Origin of the sequence: Candidatus Thioglobus sp. (genome assembly GCF_029243085.1) — a bacterium.
Classification (GTDB): domain Bacteria; phylum Pseudomonadota; class Gammaproteobacteria; order PS1; family Pseudothioglobaceae; genus Thioglobus_A.
Window position 1 is genome coordinate 1 of record NZ_JAQWSS010000044.1, and the last position, 20458, is coordinate 20458.

At 36.9% G+C, this 20458-nt stretch carries 21 protein-coding genes; 4 read left to right on the forward strand and 17 right to left on the reverse strand.

Annotated features, from left to right (window positions below; genetic code table 11):
* The 3 genes from P8M52_RS02560 to raiA all read right to left on the reverse strand — a co-directional run.
* Positions 1-408: pseudouridine synthase (locus tag P8M52_RS02560; RefSeq protein ID WP_300306866.1), on the reverse strand; the 408-nt coding region annotated here is incomplete at its 3' end.
* Positions 409-442: 34 nt separating this feature from the next.
* Positions 443-1795 carry a magnesium transporter gene (mgtE, locus tag P8M52_RS02565; RefSeq protein WP_300306869.1) on the reverse strand — a complete coding sequence of 451 codons (1353 nt, stop codon included), beginning with the start codon at positions 1793-1795 and terminating at the stop codon, positions 443-445.
* Positions 1796-1852: 57 nt separating this feature from the next.
* Positions 1853-2149 (reverse strand): ribosome-associated translation inhibitor RaiA, encoded by a 297-nt coding sequence (gene raiA, locus P8M52_RS02570; RefSeq protein ID WP_300306872.1) that lies wholly within the window; start codon positions 2147-2149, stop codon positions 1853-1855.
* Positions 2150-2311: 162 nt separating this feature from the next.
* Between raiA and P8M52_RS02575 the strand changes: the two genes are divergently transcribed.
* The 3 genes from P8M52_RS02575 to argF all read left to right on the forward strand — a co-directional run bounded on the left by P8M52_RS02575 (position 2312) and on the right by argF (position 4649).
* Positions 2312-2515: a hypothetical protein gene (locus tag P8M52_RS02575; RefSeq protein WP_300306875.1), complete on the forward strand. Its 204-nt coding sequence runs from the start codon at positions 2312-2314 to the stop codon at positions 2513-2515.
* A gap of 64 nt (positions 2516-2579) precedes the next feature.
* Entirely contained in the window at positions 2580-3737 is a 1158-nt protein-coding gene (locus P8M52_RS02580; RefSeq protein WP_300306876.1) for an aspartate aminotransferase family protein, read from the forward strand.
* 15 nt (positions 3738-3752) lie between these two features.
* Entirely contained in the window at positions 3753-4649 is an 897-nt protein-coding gene (gene argF, locus P8M52_RS02585) for an ornithine carbamoyltransferase (protein ID WP_300306877.1), read from the forward strand.
* Positions 4650-4651: 2 nt separating this feature from the next.
* Here argF and P8M52_RS02590 read toward each other — a convergent pair whose 3' ends face one another.
* The 14 genes from P8M52_RS02590 to P8M52_RS02655 all read right to left on the reverse strand — a co-directional run bounded on the left by P8M52_RS02590 (position 4652) and on the right by P8M52_RS02655 (position 19533).
* Positions 4652-5341, reverse strand: coding sequence for an epoxyqueuosine reductase QueH (locus tag P8M52_RS02590; RefSeq protein ID WP_300306879.1), 690 nt, complete (start codon positions 5339-5341; stop codon positions 4652-4654).
* Positions 5329-5745, reverse strand: coding sequence for a hypothetical protein (locus P8M52_RS02595; protein ID WP_300306882.1), 417 nt, complete (start codon positions 5743-5745; stop codon positions 5329-5331). The genes P8M52_RS02590 and P8M52_RS02595 overlap by 13 nt, the downstream gene beginning before the upstream one ends.
* Entirely contained in the window at positions 5745-7277 is a 1533-nt protein-coding gene (locus tag P8M52_RS02600) for a 2-isopropylmalate synthase (protein ID WP_300306885.1), read from the reverse strand. The genes P8M52_RS02595 and P8M52_RS02600 overlap by 1 nt, the downstream gene beginning before the upstream one ends.
* Before the next feature lie 160 nt (positions 7278-7437).
* Positions 7438-8196 (reverse strand): CDP-diacylglycerol--serine O-phosphatidyltransferase, encoded by a 759-nt coding sequence (pssA, locus tag P8M52_RS02605; protein ID WP_300306888.1) that lies wholly within the window; start codon positions 8194-8196, stop codon positions 7438-7440.
* Between the two features lie 63 nt (positions 8197-8259).
* A complete protein-coding gene (gene ilvC / locus P8M52_RS02610) occupies positions 8260-9264 on the reverse strand; it encodes a ketol-acid reductoisomerase (protein WP_300306891.1) in 1005 nt (334 codons plus the stop codon).
* Between the two features lie 39 nt (positions 9265-9303).
* Positions 9304-9786 (reverse strand): acetolactate synthase small subunit, encoded by a 483-nt coding sequence (gene ilvN / locus P8M52_RS02615; RefSeq protein ID WP_300306894.1) that lies wholly within the window; start codon positions 9784-9786, stop codon positions 9304-9306.
* A gap of 2 nt (positions 9787-9788) precedes the next feature.
* Positions 9789-11522: a biosynthetic-type acetolactate synthase large subunit gene (gene ilvB / locus P8M52_RS02620; protein WP_300306897.1), complete on the reverse strand. Its 1734-nt coding sequence runs from the start codon at positions 11520-11522 to the stop codon at positions 9789-9791.
* A 64-nt stretch (positions 11523-11586) separates the two neighbouring features.
* Positions 11587-12498, reverse strand: a complete 912-nt coding sequence (lpxC, locus tag P8M52_RS02625; RefSeq protein ID WP_300306899.1) for a UDP-3-O-acyl-N-acetylglucosamine deacetylase — start codon at positions 12496-12498, stop codon at positions 11587-11589.
* An 8-nt stretch (positions 12499-12506) separates the two neighbouring features.
* A complete protein-coding gene (ftsA, locus tag P8M52_RS02630) occupies positions 12507-13721 on the reverse strand; it encodes a cell division protein FtsA (protein ID WP_300306901.1) in 1215 nt (404 codons plus the stop codon).
* A 1-nt stretch (position 13722) separates the two neighbouring features.
* Positions 13723-14676 (reverse strand): tRNA dihydrouridine(20/20a) synthase DusA, encoded by a 954-nt coding sequence (gene dusA, locus P8M52_RS02635; RefSeq protein ID WP_300306904.1) that lies wholly within the window; start codon positions 14674-14676, stop codon positions 13723-13725.
* The gene (locus P8M52_RS02640) at positions 14660-15130 is read right to left on the reverse strand and encodes a CinA family protein (protein ID WP_300306907.1); all 471 of its coding nucleotides are present in this window, start codon (positions 15128-15130) and stop codon (positions 14660-14662) included. Before P8M52_RS02640 ends, dusA begins: the two co-directional genes overlap by 17 nt.
* Positions 15130-17643 (reverse strand): aminopeptidase N, encoded by a 2514-nt coding sequence (gene pepN, locus P8M52_RS02645; protein ID WP_363320144.1) that lies wholly within the window; start codon positions 17641-17643, stop codon positions 15130-15132. The genes P8M52_RS02640 and pepN overlap by 1 nt, the downstream gene beginning before the upstream one ends.
* Positions 17631-18425 (reverse strand): undecaprenyl-diphosphate phosphatase, encoded by a 795-nt coding sequence (locus tag P8M52_RS02650; protein ID WP_300306910.1) that lies wholly within the window; start codon positions 18423-18425, stop codon positions 17631-17633. Before P8M52_RS02650 ends, pepN begins: the two co-directional genes overlap by 13 nt.
* 13 nt (positions 18426-18438) lie before the next feature.
* Positions 18439-19533: an SAM-dependent methyltransferase gene (locus tag P8M52_RS02655; RefSeq protein ID WP_300306913.1), complete on the reverse strand. Its 1095-nt coding sequence runs from the start codon at positions 19531-19533 to the stop codon at positions 18439-18441.
* Positions 19534-19549: 16 nt separating this feature from the next.
* Here P8M52_RS02655 and P8M52_RS02660 point away from each other — a divergent pair, with 16 nt between their 5' ends.
* A complete protein-coding gene (locus P8M52_RS02660) occupies positions 19550-20269 on the forward strand; it encodes a pteridine reductase (RefSeq protein WP_300306916.1) in 720 nt (239 codons plus the stop codon).
* Positions 20270-20458 lie beyond the last annotated feature (189 nt).

Consider the following 20458-nt stretch of genomic DNA (forward strand, 5'->3'; position numbering starts at 1 on the left):
TACTGATTTGCTTTTAGCAACTAAGACAACACCAGATGTCTCGGCATCAATTCGATGTGCTAAACTTGCATCGTCTCCAAAATGATACCTAACTTCGTCTAACAAACAGTATTGTGTCGTTTTTCGTGTCGGATGCACCATAATGCCCGAAGGTTTATCAAATACTGCGAAATCATGAGTTTCAAAAATTGGCTTAAGACCTCTTGTATGGCCTTCAAAAATCGCTACTTGAACAAAATCACCGTTAATAGTTTGTCCATTCTTTAAGATTTCATCTTGATCATTAAACACTCTGTTTTTAGAGAGTAATTTTTGAACGAGTGGCATAGACAAGCCAGCTTCATTAGCTAAAAATCGCTGAATTTTATCACTTTGAATAACTTGATATTTTTTGAGAACAAAAGGCATCTTACTGTTTAATATGAAGGGTACTAGTGAAAGCTTAAATAACCAAAGCGGCCAAACCTAAAAAAGCAACAAATCCTATTACATCAGTAATAGTAGTTAGAATGACACCTCCTGCTAGAGCAGGGTCAATTTTAAATTTAATTAATAATGAAGGTAGAAAAGCGCCCGAAAAAGCGGCAAAAATTAAATTAACAATAATTGCTAAAGCAATCACCAGACTTAAAATTAAATCTGCAAACCAAGCGTAAGTTGCAATACCAATAATCACTGACCAAAGCATGCCATTTAAAAATCCAATTGCCACCTCTTTATTCAAAAGTATTTTTAAGTTAGAGTGCGTCACTCTACCTGTAGCAATACCGCGTGTTACTAAAATAAGAGTTTGAGTGCCGGCAATGCCACCCATAGATGCCACAACTGGCATTAAAACAGCAAGAGCAATTTTCTCTTGCAAGGTGGCTTCAAACAAACCAATAAAAAATACTGCAATAAAAACAGTAACCAGATTTACACCAAGCCAAACACTACGACTTTTAGTACTCTCAATAACAGGTGCAAACACATCATCTTCTTCATCAAGTCCTGCCATTGACATAACCGAATGTTCAGCTTCATCACGAATAACATCAACTACATCATCAATTGTAATCCGGCCAATAAGTTGATTATTACTATCAACTACAGGGGCTGAAATAAGGTCTCGCTGCTCAAATAGACTAGTGACTTTTGCCTCTGGCGTTCTCGCCAAAATAGGCTTTAGGGTAGTATTAATGAGTGGCTTGATATTTTGCTCAGCTTCATTCGTTAACAAAGTGGAAATATGAATAGCACCAATATATTGAAAAGACCGATCAACAACAAAGACCTGATCTGTATCAATTGGCATCTCTTTGAGTAATCTTAAATAACGAATTACTGTTCGAATATTAACGTCATCACGCACAGTGATCATGTCAATATTCATTAATCCACCAGCAGAATCTTCTGGATACGATAATACTTGTCTCAAATGTTTTCTATGCTTGTGATCCAATGTGAGTAACAAATTATGTAATGCAGATTCTGGCAATTCAGGAACAATATCAGCCAAAACATCTAAATCTAGACTTTCGGTTGCTTTAACAATTTCATCAACACTCATTTCATTCAATAATTGAGATAAAACATCCTCACTTAAATCTTTAAAAATATCACCTTGAGTGGCGCTATCAATATTAAGCCAAAGCTGCACTCGATCTTTTGGTGGCACACTTTCCAATAGTCGAGCAATTTCAGCTGAATGCAAATCAGCTAACTGAGAGGCGGCCTCTTCATGCAAAGAAGCCTCCAAAGATGTCACTAATCTCTGGAGGCATTCCTCGAAAGAAGTATTTACAACTTCTGACATGTTTTTTTTATTCCTTATTGAATTAGACTTTAAGGCAAACCTTAAAGCTATTAATGGTTAATTCTTTCTATGATCGTTTAACTTTTCTTTATGCCTTCTAATTTGTGCATCTAATTTGTTAACCATTTGATCAATAGATGCATACATATCGCCACTTTCAGCCTTGGCAAATAAATCAGCACCACTAACATGCAGCGTTGCTTCTGCTATTTGCGAATCTTTCTCGATTCCTAGAATCATGTTAATGTTAATAACATGGTCAAAATGATGCTTAATTTTAGATAATTTCTCTTCAGAATGATGCTTGATCGCATCAGTAATATTAAGATGATGGCCGGAAATGTTTAATTGCATATATTCTCCTCTATTAGTTATAAAATGCACTTATATTGTTACACAACTTTACTGACACTGCATGAGTATTTATGAGTTTTTCCGGTAAATAAAAAGCTTCACAAAAATGCTTTTATGTATATAATATATTTTTTAACTTATTTAAATATTCAGGAGATCACGATGGACGCAACAAGTCAACAAGATAATGAATTAAGCGCAAAGAAAATTGCCCTACAAGAATCTTTTAAAATCCATACAGCTGAAAATGGCTTTTCATACGAAGAGTGGATTAATCCACCAGCAGGTTCTTTTTATGAAAGCTACAAAAATGATTTAGCTGCAGTAGATGAGCAAATGGCTCCACCATTACAATACCAATCATAATTTAAATTTCTGATTGGTATAAAGCCCCTTTTTGGGGCTTTTTTGTTTTACAGGCAATAATAAAATGTCCTATTTAATGTCAAATTACGCACCACTAAATGTTACCTTTATCAAAGGTAGTGGATGCTACTTAACTGATGAAAACAATGATCAATATCTAGACGCACTCTGCGGTGTTGCTGTAACTGGTCTTGGCCACTCTCATCCAAAAATTTCTAAAGCAATTCAATTGCAGGCTCAACAATTACTCCATACTAGCAATTGGTACCATATTCAGCATCAAGAAACTTTGGCTGAAGAGCTATGTAATTTAGCGGCAATGGATAAAGCATTCTTTTGCAATTCAGGTGCTGAGGCCAATGAGGCAGCTATTAAGATTGTGCGCCTACATGCTCGTGCTAACAACATTGATGAGCCTGCAATCCTGACAGCAAACCAGAGTTTTCATGGTCGCACAATGGCAACATTATCAGCAACCGGAAATCCTAAAGTTCAAGCTGGATTCTCGCCACTGGTTAGTGAGTTTATTCATGTTGATTTTAATAATATAGAAGCCATTAAACAACATGAAAGTAACAATAATATTGCAGCGGTTATGCTTGAGCCCATTCAGGGTGAAAGTGGGGTAATCATTCCTAGTGATGACTACCTTAATCAGGTTCAAGAAATTTGTGAGAATAATAATTGGCTATTAATTCTAGACGAAGTACAAACGGGTATTGGTCGTACGGGAAAAATGTTTGCACATCAATATAACAATATCACTCCAGATGTTTTAACCTTGGCCAAAGGCCTAGGAAATGGCGTTCCGATAGGAGCCTGTTTAGCTAAAGGCAATGCAGCAAAACTATTAACACCTGGCACTCACGGCTCAACTTTTGGTGGAAATCCATTAGTATGTCGAACAGCATCAACTGTTTTAGAGATCATTAATCAAGAAAAAATCCTAGACAATGTTAACGAATTAAGCAATTATATTAGCTTGCGTTTTTCTCAACAGTTGGCCAATGTAGATAAAGTCAAAGAGATTCGTGTCAAAGGTTTGATGATTGCAATTGAACTAAATCAAGACTGTGTTCAATTGTTACAACAAGCACTAGATAAAAAGTTATTGATCAATATCACCGGTCAATCTATTCGATTATTACCGCCATTGATTCTTACCAAAGATCAAGCAGATGTAATGATAGATACAATTTGCAATCTGATTAAAGATTTATAAGCTAAGGAGATATTAATGAAACATTTTATTAATCTTGATGATTTATCAACAACAGATTTAAATCAGATTATCGATCAAGCCATTGTCTTAAAAAAAGAACATAAAGCTGGAAAAATTAACGAAACACTCAAAAACAAAACACTGGCAATGATTTTTGATAAATCATCTACGCGCACCCGTGTGTCTTTTGAAGCGGGCATGACTCAACTAGGTGGGCATGCTTTGTTTTTATCTGATCGTGATATTCAGCTAGGTCGCGGAGAACCAACTACCGATACAGCCATCGTCATCAGCTCTATGGTTGATGCAATAATGATGAGAGTTTCCTCGCATGATGACATTAACAACTTTGCAGAGAATGGTTCTGTGCCAATTATTAATGCTTTGAGTGACGAATCTCACCCGTGCCAGTTACTGGCGGATATGATGACATACAAAGAACATAAAGGATCAATCCAAGGCAAAACTGTTACTTGGGTTGGTGATGGCAACAATATGTGTCATACCTATATGCAAGCGGCTAAAGCTTTTGGATTCAAACTCAATATTGCTACACCAGAGGGTTATGAACCAGAAAAAAGATTTATTGACAATTATCAAGACTATATTCAGTTGTTTAATAATGCTGAGCAGGCCTGTAAAAATACCGATTTAGTGGTCACTGATGTTTGGGCCTCTATGGGCCAAGAAGCGGAACAAGCCAAACGTGAACTAGCCTTCGAAAACTTCCAGGTAAATGAAGAATTAATGATGAATGCAAACTCTAATGCGAGCTTTATGCATTGCCTTCCAGCTCATCGTGGCGAAGAAGTTTCTGCGTCAGTCATTGATGGCTCTCAAAGTTTGGTTTGGGATGAAGCTGAAAATCGCCTACACGCTCAAAAATCTTTACTGCTATATTTACTAGACTAAAATTATTTATCAAGACTTTTCATAGCCTCTTGATAAAATTTTACACCACGCTCAACTTTCTCTCTGCCTCGAGAAACACGCCAACGATTAGTGTCACGCAAAGAATATACACAGCCACAATACTCTTGTTGATAGAAGTTTTCTCGCTTGGAAAGCTCCAGCATTCTTGATGAGCCGCCCTGCTTACGCCAGTTAAAATCCCAATAAGTAATTCCTTGATAACTATCAGCTGCACTTACGCCACAGCCATTAATCTGATTCATATCTTTCCAGCGTGAAATGCCTAATGTAGATGAGATCAAGTCAAACCCATTATTTTTAGCGTACTTCGCAGTTACTTCAAAACGCATATCAAAACACGTTGTACAACGCGCACCACGCTCAGGTTCATCTTCTTGACCTTTGATACGATCAAACCAATTATCTTTGTCATAATCGGCATCAATAAAATCCATGCCTAATTTTTGTGCAAAACGAATATTTTCCTCTTTGCGCAACTCATATTCTTCTTTAGGGTGGATATTAGGGTTGTAGAAAAAAATAGTCGTGTCAATATTTGAAACGGCCAATGCCTCCATCACTTCTCCAGCGCACGGCGCACAACAAGAATGCATTAAAAGTTTTTTTTCACCATTTGGTGTTTCTAAAATGGGGCGATTATATCCAGATAGGCTGTAGTCTATTTTAGACATATTTTCACCTGTTTCAACACTTCCCACGCTTCACGCTTAAGTTGCTCATTCTTTAAAATTTCACCAGGGTGATGAATATTAAACACGTCATCTGCATCTAATGAAAATTGTTCATCTAATAACAAAATGGCTTGAGTCTTATACTTAGATACTTCTTGAACAAAATTGTTAGTATTAGCATTAATACAAAGAATATCATTCTTTTGCAATCCTATAGCGGACAACATCTTGTATAAAAACTCTTGGGCAGGACTTACACTACATATAGAATTTACATTTTCAGCTTCTATCACCAAACATTTTATGGCAGTCGGCTGTGCGTTTAAGTGAGATTTTGTCGCAGTCGCATATAGGTACTCAGGAATGTTGAGCGCCTTTAAATATTGTGACCTAGATGACAGCATTAAACCTGAGGGTGAGCCCTATCAGTAGCAGCTAGCACTTTATTAAGAGCATGAATATAAGCTTTAGCACTAGCGATAACAATATCAGTATCAGCACCTTGTCCATTAATAATACGCCCATTATGCTCTAATCTAACGTTTACTTCTCCTAACGCATCAGTTCCTTGAGTTACATTTGAAACTGAATATAGTTGTAGGTTTACTTGCATATCTAATAATTTGTTGATAGCACTAAAGGTAGCATCGACTGAACCTGACGTCTCTGCAGACATGCTAAATTCTTCACCATTAATTGATAACACTACCGTAGCATGATTTTGCTCACCCGTTTCACTGCAAACCTTCAAAGAGATTAGCTTAATAGCTTCACTTTCAACTACTTGAACTTCAGAAACCAACGCCTGAAGATCTTCATCAAAAATTTCATGTTTCTTATCAGCTAACTCTTTAAAGCGCCTAAAAGCATCGTTCAAACTTTCTTCTGAGTCAAATTCAACACCTAACTCAATAAGCCTTGCTTTAAATGCATTACGGCCAGAATGTTTACCTAAAACTAATTGATTTGCATTCCAACCGACATCTTCAGCACGCATAATTTCATAAGTCTCTCGATGTTTCAGTACGCCATCTTGATGAATACCTGCTTCATGTGCAAATGCATTAGCACCAACAATAGCTTTATTTGGTTGTACAATAAATCCGGTTACACTTGACACTAAACGAGAGGCTGATAGGATATGTGATGTATCTATATTTGTATCGCAAGAGAATTCATCTTGTCGAGTACGTACAGACATAACTATTTCTTCTAGTGCAGTATTGCCCGCTCTTTCTCCAAGACCATTAATCGTACATTCAACTTGTCTTGCGCCATTCAGAACAGCTGACAACGAATTTGCCACAGCCAAACCTAAATCATTATGACAATGGGCTGAAAAAATAGCTTGATCAGAATTTGGAACACGTTCAATTAATGATTTAATTGTAGCACCAAACTGATGTGGCAAATTGTAACCAACTGTATCTGGAATGTTGATTGTTGTAGCGCCTGCTGCAATTGTCGCCTCAATGATGCGGCATAGGAAATCTTCATCTGAACGGCCAGCATCTTCTGGAGAAAATTCAACATTATCAGTATATTGTCTAGCACGCTTCACCGCTCTAACCGCTTGTTCCACCACCTGATCTGGTGTCATCTGCAGTTTCATTTTCATATGAATATCACTGGTTGCGATAAAAGTATGAATACGAGATGAATTAGCGCCCTTCAGCGCCTCTCCTGCACGATCAATATCTTTATCTAATGCTCTAGCCAAGGAGCAAATAGTGGAATCCTTCACTGTATTAGCAACCGCCTGAACTGCTTCAAAATCACCAGGTGAGGCAATGGCAAAACCAGCTTCAATAACATCTACACGCATTTTTTCTAACACTTTAGCAATGCGCACTTTCTCATCTTTTGTCATTGACGCGCCAGGAGATTGTTCTCCATCACGTAACGTTGTGTCAAAAATAATTAATTTGTCAGACATTTAAGTCTCCTTTTTTTCATGTTTGTTCTATTTCTACTGATGGTGTTAGGCCTTTCAGCCAGTCGAGTTATTATCTGCCTGATGGCAATAATCGTTTTAAGCTTAAGAACAAGCTTTTAGAAGAAAAAATAATATAGTTATTCATAGCGCAAATTATAAATTATTTTAAACTTTTTTTCGCTTGTTTTTTTAGTGCGCGTTTTTTTCGAATTTCAACTGTGGTCATTATCAATCCTGATATTGCATAAGCAAAGAAAAAGATAAATAAAATGGCGCTTGGCCATAATGAAATAACCACTAAAATTAAGGTTGCTAATAACAATAATTTAAAAGAGGATCTGCCTTTAAAGTTAATCTCTTTAAAACTATAGTAACGCACATTACTCACCATCAGAATTCCAGCTGACACTAGAATGATCCATGCGCTAACTGTTAAATATTGGTCATCATAAACACTTGGTCCAATCATTTCTTTGGCCCATACCATGCCAGCAACTAATGCTGCAGCAGCTGGCGAAGGCAAGCCTTGAAAATAACGTTTGTCTTCAACACCTATTTGAGTGTTAAAACGTGCTAAACGTAGCGCGCCAGCTGCAACATAGATAAATGCCGCAATCCATCCAATCTTACCTAGATTTTCAAATAAATAAAAATACATAAGTAGTGCAGGTGCCACACCAAATGAAACCAAATCTGCCATTGAATCGTATTGTTCACCGAATTCACTTTGAGTATTAGTTAGGCGTGCTACCCGGCCATCTAACCCATCCCATAGCATCGCAATAAAGATTGCAACTGCTGCGTCTGCATATTGACCTTTGGTTGCTAGCACAATGGCAAAAAAACCAGCGAACAGACCAAAGGTGGTTAATATGTTTGGCAGTAGATAAACGCCTCTTTTTATTTTTTTGCTATTCATGAATTTATTATAACGCTTTAGAAATGAAAACGCCCAACTAAGTTGGGCGTTTATTTAAGAATTTTAGTTCTTGGTCTGATCAACAATTTTATTCTTATTAATCCATGGCATCATCGAGCGTAGCGATTCGCCTACTTGCTCTATTTGATGTTCACGTTGAACATCACGACGTGCTGGAAGTTCGCCAACATTTGCTACAAACTCTTTGGCAAAAGTACCATCTTGAATTTCTGTTAGAATTTTCTTCATTTCAGCTTTTGTTTCGCTAGTTACAATGCGTGGACCGCGCGTTACATCGCCGTACTCAGCAGTGTTTGAAATTGAGTAACGCATATTAGCAATACCACCTTCATACATCAAGTCAACAATTAGCTTTAATTCATGCAAACACTCGAAATATGCCATCTCTGGCTCATAACCTGCTTCAACCAATGTTTCAAAACCAGCTTGAACTAAAGATGTTGTACCACCACATAATACTACTTGCTCACCAAATAAGTCTGTTTCAGTTTCATCTTTAAATGTTGTTTCCAGAATACCTGTTCTACCGCCACCAATTGCTGATGCATATGACAAGGCAGTTGCTTTAGCATTACCAGATGCATCTTGAGACACGGCGATTAAATCAGGAATACCGCCACCTTTAACAAATTCAGAACGCACTGTATGGCCAGGCGCTTTTGGTGCAACCATAATGACGTCTAAATCAGCACTTGGCTTAATTAAACTATAAAGAATATTAAAACCATGGGCAAATGCAACAGTTGCACCTTGCTTAAGATTTGGTTCAATGCTATCAGTATAGATTTGACCTTGAAATTCATCTGGCGCTAAAATCATAACTAAATCAGCCCATGCTGTTGCGTCTTCAATTGACTTAACATCTAAACCAGAAGCGCTAGCCTTTGCAGCTGATGCTGAACCCTCTCGTAAAGCTACAGCCACTTCAACACCAGAATCTTTTAGGTTGTTTGCATGTGCATGACCTTGAGATCCATAACCTACAATAGCAACCTTCATTGATTTAATAATGTTTAAGTCTGCATCTTTGTCGTAATATCTATTCATTTTTTTTCCTCTGTTTCAAACGTTATAACGTTTCTTTATTTAACTTTCTATTTTCTGACAAACGCCGGTAACGCCTGTTCTAGAAACCTCTATGATTTTATCCGCATCAAATGCATTAATAAAATCATTAATTTTTTGACTTTTTCCAGCAAGTTCAACTATATAAGCTTCTTCCGCAGCATCAATAATTTTTGCATTGAATGCATCAAGCTGAGTATCTACTTTAGCTTGAGTATCATTATCAATACTAATCTTGATCAAAACTAACTCACGTTCAATATGCTCGGTAGCAGTTAGATCAGTCACTGTTACGACATCTATCAACTTATTAAGCTGCTTAACAATTTGCTCAATAATATCATCATTACCCACACTAACAATTGTCATTCTTGATAGGGTTGGATCATTGGTAGTAGCCACAGTCAATGACTCAATATTAAAGCCACGTGCTGAAAAAAGTCCGGCCACTCGTGAAAGTGCACCTGATTCATTTTCTAATTGTATTGAAATTATATGTCTCATATTTATACTAAGTTCAATCCAGAATCATTTGTTGAAGCCATTTCATCACGTCCTGCCAACAACATTTCATGATGGCCTGCACCAGATGGAATCATTGGAAATACATTTTCAGTCGGATCAGTGATAATATCTAAAAATACCGTTCTGTCTTTTTGCTTAAATGCTTCGAGTAATGCTGGCTTTAAATCCGCTTCTTTTTCTACACGAATACCAATATGGCCATAACTCTCCGCTAATTTTACAAAGTCAGGTAGTGCATCCATATATGACATCGCATATCGCTTCTCATAGAAAAACTCTTGCCACTGACGTACCATACCTAAATACCCGTTATTAAGATTAATGATTTTAACAGGTGTATGGTATTGCAACATTGTTGAAAGCTCTTGTAGCATCATTTGAATGCTACCATCACCTGTTACACAAGCAACTTCCAAATCAGGTTCTGCAAGTTTTGCACCCATTGCGGCCGGCAAGCCAAAGCCCATAGTTCCAAGTCCGCCAGAATTAATCCATCGGCGTGGCTTGTCAAAAGGGTAATATTGTGCCGCCCACATTTGGTGCTGCCCTACATCACTGGTAACAATTGCTTCTCCATTTGTCACTTCATACAACATCTCAACAACTGTTTGAGGCTTAATAATGCCTTCTGTCGTTTTATATGCTAAAGAATCTACTTTACGCCACTCATTAATTTGCTTCCACCATGTGTCAATATTTGACAATGTTTTACCTTTTAGACCTTGAATTAGTGCATGTAAAACATCATTCACTTGTCCAATCACGGAAACATCAACGCCCACCACTTTACCAACAGACGAAGGATCAATATCAATATGAATGATTTTTGCGTAAGGGCAAAATTTTTCTAAGTTTCCAGTAATACGGTCATCAAATCTTGCGCCTATAGCAATAATACAATCTGAATCATGCATTGCCATGTTTGACTCGTAAGTTCCATGCATACCTAACATGCCGAGCGATTGTTTATCGGTGGCAGGATATGCACCCAACCCCATTAGCGTCTGTGTAATCGGAAAACCTGTATTGCGCGTTAGAGTTGTTAACGCTTCACTGGCATTACCAATTACACTACCACCACCTGAATAAATAATTGGCTTCTGCGCTTTCTCAATAACTGCAATCGCTTTTGCTATTTGCTCAGTATTGATCTGAACTTTAGGCTGATATGAACGCATTTCAATTGTTTCAGGATAGCCTTCGTATTCAATTTCAGCAATGGTTGCATCTTTAGTGATGTCAATTAATACAGGACCTGGTCGACCTGTTGTTGCGATATAAAATGCTTTTTTAACTGTTTCTGCTAAATCATCAGCGTTTTTTATCAGAAAGTTATGCTTCACACAAGAACGTGTAATACCTACTGCATCTACCTCTTGAAAAGCATCACTACCGATGACTGCAGAAGGCACTTGACCAGAAATTACCACCATTGGAATTGAGTCTGTAAAGGCAGTTGCAATACCTGTAACTGCATTCGTTAAGCCCGGTCCTGATGTTACTAGTGACACACCACACTTACCGCTAGTACGTGCATAACCATCTGCAGCGTGTACAGCACCTTGTTCATGACGAACTAAGACATGGTCAATTGTTGTGCAAGAATCCAGTGCATCATAAATGTGTAGAACTGCACCGCCCGGATAACCAAAGATGTGCTTCACGCCTTCACTTTTCAAGCAATCAACTAATATTTGTGCACCGTTTAATTTCATTATTTTAGCTTGGTATAAAAAACTTGTCGATTATACCAAATGAAACACTAGGATATACTTACTATTACAAGGAATTTTGCCAATCCTCTGAATAAAATTGCATTGGCGAATCTGCTTCTTCAAAAGTTTCAATAGACCAAGTATCTGGACGCTCTAGAATTGCTGATAACAATTGATCATTAAGCAAGTGTCCTGTTTTATAACCTTCGTAATGACCAATTAAATTAGAACCAAGTAAATACATATCGCCAACAATATCTAGAATCTTGTGTTTAACGAATTCATTTTGATAACGCATACCATCTTCATTCAAAACATCGTCATCACTGAGTGCAATGGCATTATCCATACTAGCGCCTAAGGCTAAATTTTGCCTTTGCATCATTTCTACATCTTTCATATAGCCAAAGGTTCTGGCTCTTGAAATTTCTTTTAAATAAGATTGCTTTGAAAAGTCAATGGTTAGCTCTTGACCACTCTCTTTCACCTTTTTATGGTCGAAATCAATTTCTAAAGAAACTTTAAAGCCATCAAATTTAGAAACTTGGGCCCATGAATCTCCATTTTCCACACGCACTGTTTCATTAATAACAAAAAATCGCTTATGCTCATCTTGCTCTTCAATGCCGGCAGATTGAACTAGAAAAATAAAAGGTGCTGATGAACCATCCATAATAGGCACCTCAAAAGAATCTAACTCTACCAATACATTATCAATTCCTAACGCAGATAATGCACTCATTAAATGTTCAACCGTCGAGACTTTAACCCCTTGATTTTCCAATCCTGTAGAGAGTACTACTTCATTAACAAATGCATTATGTGCACGTACCAATTTACCACCAACATCCATGCGTCTAAAAACAACGCCATGGTCAATTTCAGCAGGGATTAACGTCATATTCACAACGCTACCACTATGTATGCCGATACCTCTGGCTTTAACAGTTTTTTTAATAGTTCTTTGTTTAATCATGTCGGTTATTATAAGTCTATTAAATCTTTAAATCTATCCCATTTACCTTTTTGCACCCGCTCTTCCTCTTGCAGATAAAACTCACTCTTGTTAAAGGTCAATAAACCAAATGCAGAAAAATAGTCCATATCATTTAACACTTTCTCATCACCACTCACTAAATCTGAATTAATTGTTGCAACTTTTGTACGCACTCTAAATTCTCTAAGTAATAATGTTTCACATTGTGGTATTTTACTTGCACCTCCCATAATCACAAAGCCTGACTTTAGAGCTCTATCAAGTTTTTGAGTCTTTAGCGTTCTTTTGACCAATGTACAGATCTCTTTATAGGAGCTTTCAAGCACAAAAATCAACTCATGTAATGATAAATAACAAGCGTCTGCCACTTCTAGTTGTTCAAATTCAATCAGTCTATCTGCAAGAGTAGACTCTAAAATAGCTGATCCGTAGCGTAATTTTAATCGTTCAGCTTCTGTAAATGATGTATTAAACACTTGTGCAATATTTTCGGTAATACTATTTCCACCAATTTTAAATACGTGACTAAATACAACTCCACCTTTAGAAAAGACAGAAATATTACTTACGCCTGCACCTATATCCAACAAACAAACCCCCTTATCTTTATCATCTTGGGTAATGCATACAGTGCTACTGGCAATAGAATCTAAAATAACATGGTCAGTACCAATATTGCACTCATCTAAACACTTTTTAATATTATTTAAAGATTGGTTTGATACAGAGGCCATATGAACCTCAACACCCAAAACTTCAGCCTTCATTCCAATTGGATAATCAACAACTTGATCATCAACAGTGAAATTATTAACAACAGCTTTGAGTTTTTTCTTATTAGATGCCACTGCACCTGCGGAAGAGTTTTGAATTGCCTCTATTACGTCTGATTTGGTGATTACCTTGGATCTACCACCAAAACTAATCTGGCGGTTTTGGTTACTAGTATTAAGATGTAAATCTGAAATATTAACATTAACAAACTTAATACCTTTTTTATAATCTTTATCAAATTCCTTAATCAATTCAGCAATGATCTTGGATACACTCTCAATATTAGTAATCTTGCCGTCTTTTACACCTTTGGAATCCTTACGTAGATATCCAACCGCATGAAATTTTTCTTCCTCGATATCTGCAACTAACATGCTAATTTTGCTAGTTCCTATATCAATACTGGCGTAAAACTCTTCATTACCCATACTAACCTTCCAACTCTAGCCATTCATATAAGTGTGCGATCTCCACCACTTTTCCACTCAATAAGCGTTTAAATTTTTTAGCATTGGGCTGAGCATGATACAGGCCAAGAATATGCCTAGTCATTGATCTAACCGGAACCGATTTATCTTGCTGTCTCTTCATGTAATCAATAAAATCAAGTAAGACTTGCTCTCTAGAAACAACCGAATTATTCTGGAAATAAATATTCTGATCTACATTCGCGAGCAAAAAAGGCTGATGATATACCGCCCTACCAAGCATTGTATTATCAATATGATTTAAATGCTCAGCCGCTTCGAGCAAAGAAGATATGCCACCATTAATGCCAATACTTAATTGTGGAAAATCGCGCTTTAGCTGGTATACCCAATCATAATTAAGTGGCGGCACTGTTCTGTTTTCTTTAGGGTTTAAACCTTTGAGCCAAGCTTTTCTAGCATGAATGACAAAATTACGACAACCTGCTGCACTAACAATCTCAATAAAATTAGTTAATTCTTCATAGCTTTCCATGTCATCAACGCCAATACGGGATTTAACACTTAACGGAATATCTACTGCTTCTCCCATTGATTCAATACATTGAGCAACTGTTTGGGGTGTTTGCATTAAACAAGCGCCGAAACTACCTGATTGCACTCGATCCGAAGGACAGCCTACATTAATATTAATCTCATCATAACCCCAATCCTGGCCTACTTTAGCAGCAATAGCCATCTCTTTAGCGTCACTGCCACCTAATTGCAAAACCAAGGGGTGTTCTTGTGCATCATAATCAAGTAATCTATTTTTATCACCATAAATGATCGCCTTGGCAGTAACCATTTCTGTCCATAATTGTGTATGTTTAGACATCAAACGATAAAAATATCGACAATGCCGATCCGTCCAATCCATCATTGGCGCAACTGAAAATTTAACTTGAGAGTTCATTGATTAAAGTTGTTAGTGCAAATTCAACGCTAGCGTTAATCACTTGTGTTCGATCGCCAGAAAATTGTTGTGTACTGGTAAAACAGCTTCCCAAAAGACAAAATCCAAAACATACCATGCCAACTGGTTTTGCTTGGCTACCACCCGAAGGTCCAGCAATTCCTGTAATTGACACAGAAATATCTGTTTGCGCCTGGGCAATTACACCACTAGCCATTTGTTCAGCTGTTTGCTCACTCACAGCACCAAATTCATCCAAAGTCTCTTTTAATACCCCTAACATATCTATTTTGGATTGATTGCTATAAGTCACAGACCCTCTATCAAAATAGTTTGAAGATCCACTTTGACTTGTTAAAAGCGAAGAAAGGCTGCCACCCGTACAAGATTCGGCAGTAGCAATAGTCAACTGTCTTTGTGTCAATATATCAGCAAGCTGCAGAAGTGTCGACATTATTTTAGAGCCGCTTGAACAATTTCAAAAATGTCTTTGGATAGGTCATCGCTTTGAATGATTTTCTCAAGCTGTTGTTGTTGAAGCTTCTTAAGTTCTGGCGTAAAACGCTTCCAGTGGTTGTAAACTGATACCAATCTAGCGCCAATTTGTGGATTGGTTTTATTTAATTTTAAAATAATATCAGTAAAAAATTCATAGCCAGCTTGATTATGAAAATTAACATAATTTTGAGAGAATCCGCCAATAACACTACGCAAGCGATTTGGCGTGTTAAATGAGAATAGCTCATGCTCCATCAAACGTTGAATGTCAGTCACATTGGCCAATGGCGAGGTAGATTGCGCCGCAAAGAACTTGTCCATAACCTGAACATCCTCTTTAAAAGTTTGATAAAAACTAGACTTTGCCAAATCCTGATACTGATTATCTGTACCAAGTAGTGCATTAAATGCAGCAATTTGTTCGCTCATACAAGTTGCATTATTAAACTGGCTATTAGCCAGATCTATATGTTGCCCTTTACTGAGATAGTATAGGCAAATATTCTTTAACGAGCGCTGACCAACAGCTTCAGGGGTAAGTTCATAATTGCCATCATTTATTAAAGAGTAATACGTTTCAAGTAGTAACGATTCAAACCTGTTCAATATCTTTTTAATCACCATTTCGCGCTTTTGATGAATATCGAACACATCGATTACATCTACTTGCTGATGCATAAACCTCTCAGAAGGCAATGTTAAGATTTCACTAATCAAAGATTTATCTTCGGTATCTTTAATAACTTTTTCAATGGCATCAAAAAATAAATCTTCATCTACCTTATCTGGCGTCATAATCAATGATAACCAAATCTGTTGAGCGTTATCCCATACTGAAAACGCATCTTCTTCGTGCCCAACTAGAAATATCTTTTGCTTAAAATCAAGATCGGTCAACAAATTAACTGGTGCAGAAAAACCCCTTAACCAAGAAGCTGTTGGTTCAGAGTCAACATCATCAAACACAAAGGTTTGATTTTTCTGATTTATATTTAACACGCCCTGTTTAAAAATAGCGCCTTCAGCGTCCAATAATGCATAATTAAGTGGTAGCAGATAATCATATTCATTAAGCTGTTGAACTTCAACGCTTAGACGCTGACTACCTTCATCATAATTTGACACAATACTGATAGTTGGTGTGCCTGGTTGTGTGTACCAAGTCATGAATGGCTCAAAATCAAAGTTATTGGCATCGCTCATACTGGCAACAAAGTCATCAATAGTAACCGCATCGCCATCATGACGCTCAAAATAAAGCTTCATCCCTTTTTGAAAACCTGCTTCGCCTAATAAACTATGAATCATACGAATAACTTCTGCACCTTTTTCATATATCGTAAGTGTGTAAAAATTATTCATCTCTATATAACTTTCAGGTCGTACAGGATGTTTCATTGGGCCTGCGTCTTCTGCAAACTGAAAAGTTCGCAAAGCATTAACATCTTCAATGCGCTTAATCGAACGAGAATGTAAATCAGAAGTGAATTCTTGATCTCTAAATACTGTCAAACCTTCTTTCAAGCTTAATTGAAACCAATCCCGACAGGTAACTCGATTTCCAGTCCAATTATGAAAATATTCATGGCCAATTACCGCCTCTACATTGATAAAATCTTTATCAGTGGCTGTTTTTGGATCAGCTAACACGTAGGCCGAATTAAAAATATTCAAGCCTTTGTTTTCCATAGCACCCATATTGAAATCATCAACAGCCACAATCATGTATATATCTAAATCGTACTCTAAGTTGAAACGTGATTCATCCCAAGCAAAAGAGCGCTTAAGCGAATCCATGGCAAATTGTGTCTTGCTAATATTATGATGCTCAACATAAATTTTAAGTGCCACTTCCCTACCAGAAAGCGTGGTATAACCATCTTCCAAAACTGCAAAATCGCCTGCTACCAGTGCAAATAAATAACATGGTTTTGAAGTAGGATCGTGCCAAGTGACTTTTCCTGCTGATTCTTTAATCAAATTACCATTGCTTAGTAACACTGGATATTTGTCTTTATCGGCAATTATGTGTGTCGTAAACACACTCAGAACATCAGGCCTGTCCAGATAATAGGTAATTTGCCTAAAACCATGAGCTTCACACTGTGTGCAAAAATTCCCGCTAGACTGATAGAGTCCATTTAAACTAGTATTAGTCTCAGGATGAATTCGATTAACAACCTCCAATACAAATTCATCTTTCAGTTGATGTAACTGCAATCCCTCATCCTGTAATTCATAATTAGGTTGATCGCCATCTATAACAATAGAGATTAACTCTAAATCAATGCCATTTAAGAACAGCGTGTTATCATTTGTTAAGCATTTAGGATTTTTATAAAAATGAATCTTTGAGCTAACTATTGTCTCATTTTCACGTAGGTCAAAGCTTAACTCTGTAGTATGAATAAGATAAGCACTTGGCTGGTAATCCTTTCTATAAATAGGTTGAGGGTCTATAGTGCTAATAGCATTACTCCTAAAATAATTCTATAGATCACAAACGGCATAAGCCCAATTGTATCTAATAGTTTAATAAAAAACACCACGGTCAGATATGAACTGATCGCCGCTACAAAAAATCCAACAATTAACATGGGCCAATCAACCAATTGTGGTTGTTGATACAAATCTAACATCATTAATAATGCAGAAAGTGTAATAACTGGTATGGACAATAAAAAAGCAAACTGGGTGGATTTTTTGATAGACAATCCAACGAGCAGGCCTGCGGTAATAGTTATGCCTGATCTTGAAGTGCCAGGGATAAGAGCTAAAGCCTGCATTAAACCCACAAAAGCCACATCTAACCAATTCAATTCATCTCTGGTTTTTTTCTGTCTAGCATTCAACCAACTGGAAAATCCTAGCAAGATTCCAAAAAACAAAGTTGAGTAAGCAATAATTTCAATAGAGCGTAAATTAATCTCGATAAAATCTTTAAACAACAATCCTGCTAATCCTACCGGAATGGTTCCAACTAACACACCCCAGGCTAACTTTGATTGGCCAATAGTTTGAACTTTAACTACTGAATAAAAAAAGTCCCTCAGTAGAATTTTAATGATAGCTCGATAATAAAACACAATAGCGCTTAAGGTGCCCATATGCACAACCACATCAAAGGCCAATCCTTGATCTGGCCAATCGGTTAACTTTGGCACTAAAATTAAGTGCGCTGAAGAAGATATTGGTAAAAACTCACTTAGTCCCTGAACCAACGATAATACTATTGTCTGAATGAAATCCATAATAATAACAAGTTTACAGCTTGTGACTTAAATCCTGTTCTTTAAATCCTATTAATTTTACGCTTTTCGATTTACTTAGAGCTAAAACTTTAAAACTCTCGCCCATAGCACTAGGCAGAACTAATTGCTTGACTTGTTGTGCTAGAGTGATACGTTTGTTTTCATCAGTTTCGGTTAAAAGGTATTCATCAATCCCTAAAGAAAGTAAAAACATTGCCTGTGTCGCATACCCAGCAATATTAAAACCGATTAAACTAGCTTGATCAGCAATATCTGAAAAATTAACGGACGTTGTAATGTCTTGCTCGCCGATATTAACAAAAGGATTGTCACTAGCTTTATGCTGATGATAACAACGCAACGTACCATTAGTACGCTGCGGATGGAAGTATTCAGCTCTATGCATGCCGTAATCGATTAATAACACCACCGCATCATTAAGCGCATCATATATCGAATCAATCCATGCTAAAGCCTGGACATTCACCTCGGTCTTATACTCGTTACTCAATGTTTTAGGTAATTTAAACTTATCATCTGAAAATGGCTCTGACTTAACTTGCCAGGCAAATTCATTTTGATCAAAACCAACACCTAGCTCATAAAATGTATTATTTTGTTGAACAATGCGCTTAGCTGGCATAGCATCTAACACTTCATTGGCAATCACAACACCATTAAAATCTTCTGGGAGTTTGTCCAGCCACACAATACGATTAAGTAACTCAGGTAGTGCTTTGGCAATTGTTTGCTTTTGACGATATTTTAATTCGCCACTTAATTCAAGTATATAGTAGTGCTTTGGTAGGCAATTTAAGCGACCTAATTCAAACAATACCTGAGCAGCAAGCACACCACTGCCTGCACCAAACTCTAAAATACTATCATCTTTTGTTAAAACTTGCGCGCACTGCTTGGCCAAGCAAAACCCAAATAAATCAGAAGTTTCAGGCGCGGTAATAAAGTCCCCTTTTTCGCCAAATTTTTCCAACCCTGAACGATAATAGCCCAAATGCGGATAATACAACGCTAATTGCATAAATTCATCAAAACCTATGGGCGCTTGATTTTGTATAATAGTGTTTTTGATTATTTCGTCAAGATTCATCACATCAATATTTTATATGAAAACAGCATTAATCACAGGTGGTGCACATCGCATCGGTCAACAAATTTGTCGAACACTTCATCAAGCAGGATTTAACCTAGTTATCCATTACAATTCGTCAGCGACAGCTGCTCAAAATTTAGCAGATGAATTAAATCTTTCTAGACAAAACTCCGCAAAAATTGCACAAGCAGAGCTTTCTAATATGGATGATATTAATCGGTTATGTACAACCATTGATGGAATCGACGTATTGGTCAACAATGCCTCAGTATTCTATCCAACCCCTGTATCCAGCCTAAACCAGCCTGATTATCAAAAAATAATGAATACCAATCTTATGGGACCGTTATTCTTATCAACAACACTCAGTAACAAGCTTGCCACTAATCAGGGCTGTATTGTTAATATTGTTGATATTCATGCAGATAGACCGTTACGAAACCATACAATTTACAATATTTCTAAAGCAGCCATTGCCATGATGACAAAAACATTGGCAAAAGAATTAGCGCCAAACGTCCGAGTCAACGGCGTATCACCAGGTTCTATTTTATGGCCTGAAAATGATGCGGAATTAAGTGAAACACAAAAGCGATCAATGCTAGATAAAATCGCCTTAAACAAACAAGGTTCAGCTAATGATATTGCCAATACCGTTTTATTTTTAGCACAATCAAACTATATTACAGGTCAAATTATTGCTGTGGATGGTGGTCGAAGCTTAAATCAATAAAAATGAGCATGAATTAATATTTTTTAACTATTGATTGATTGATATTTGTGTTAAAATAAAAGGGCTTGATATTTTTTTTAATCAGCAAAAAAGAATTTATAAATACCTCTGTGCAAAGAAGAAAAACCACAGAAGTAAAATAATATTTTGGGCTTATTATTGCCACATAATAGAATAATTCACGGTCTT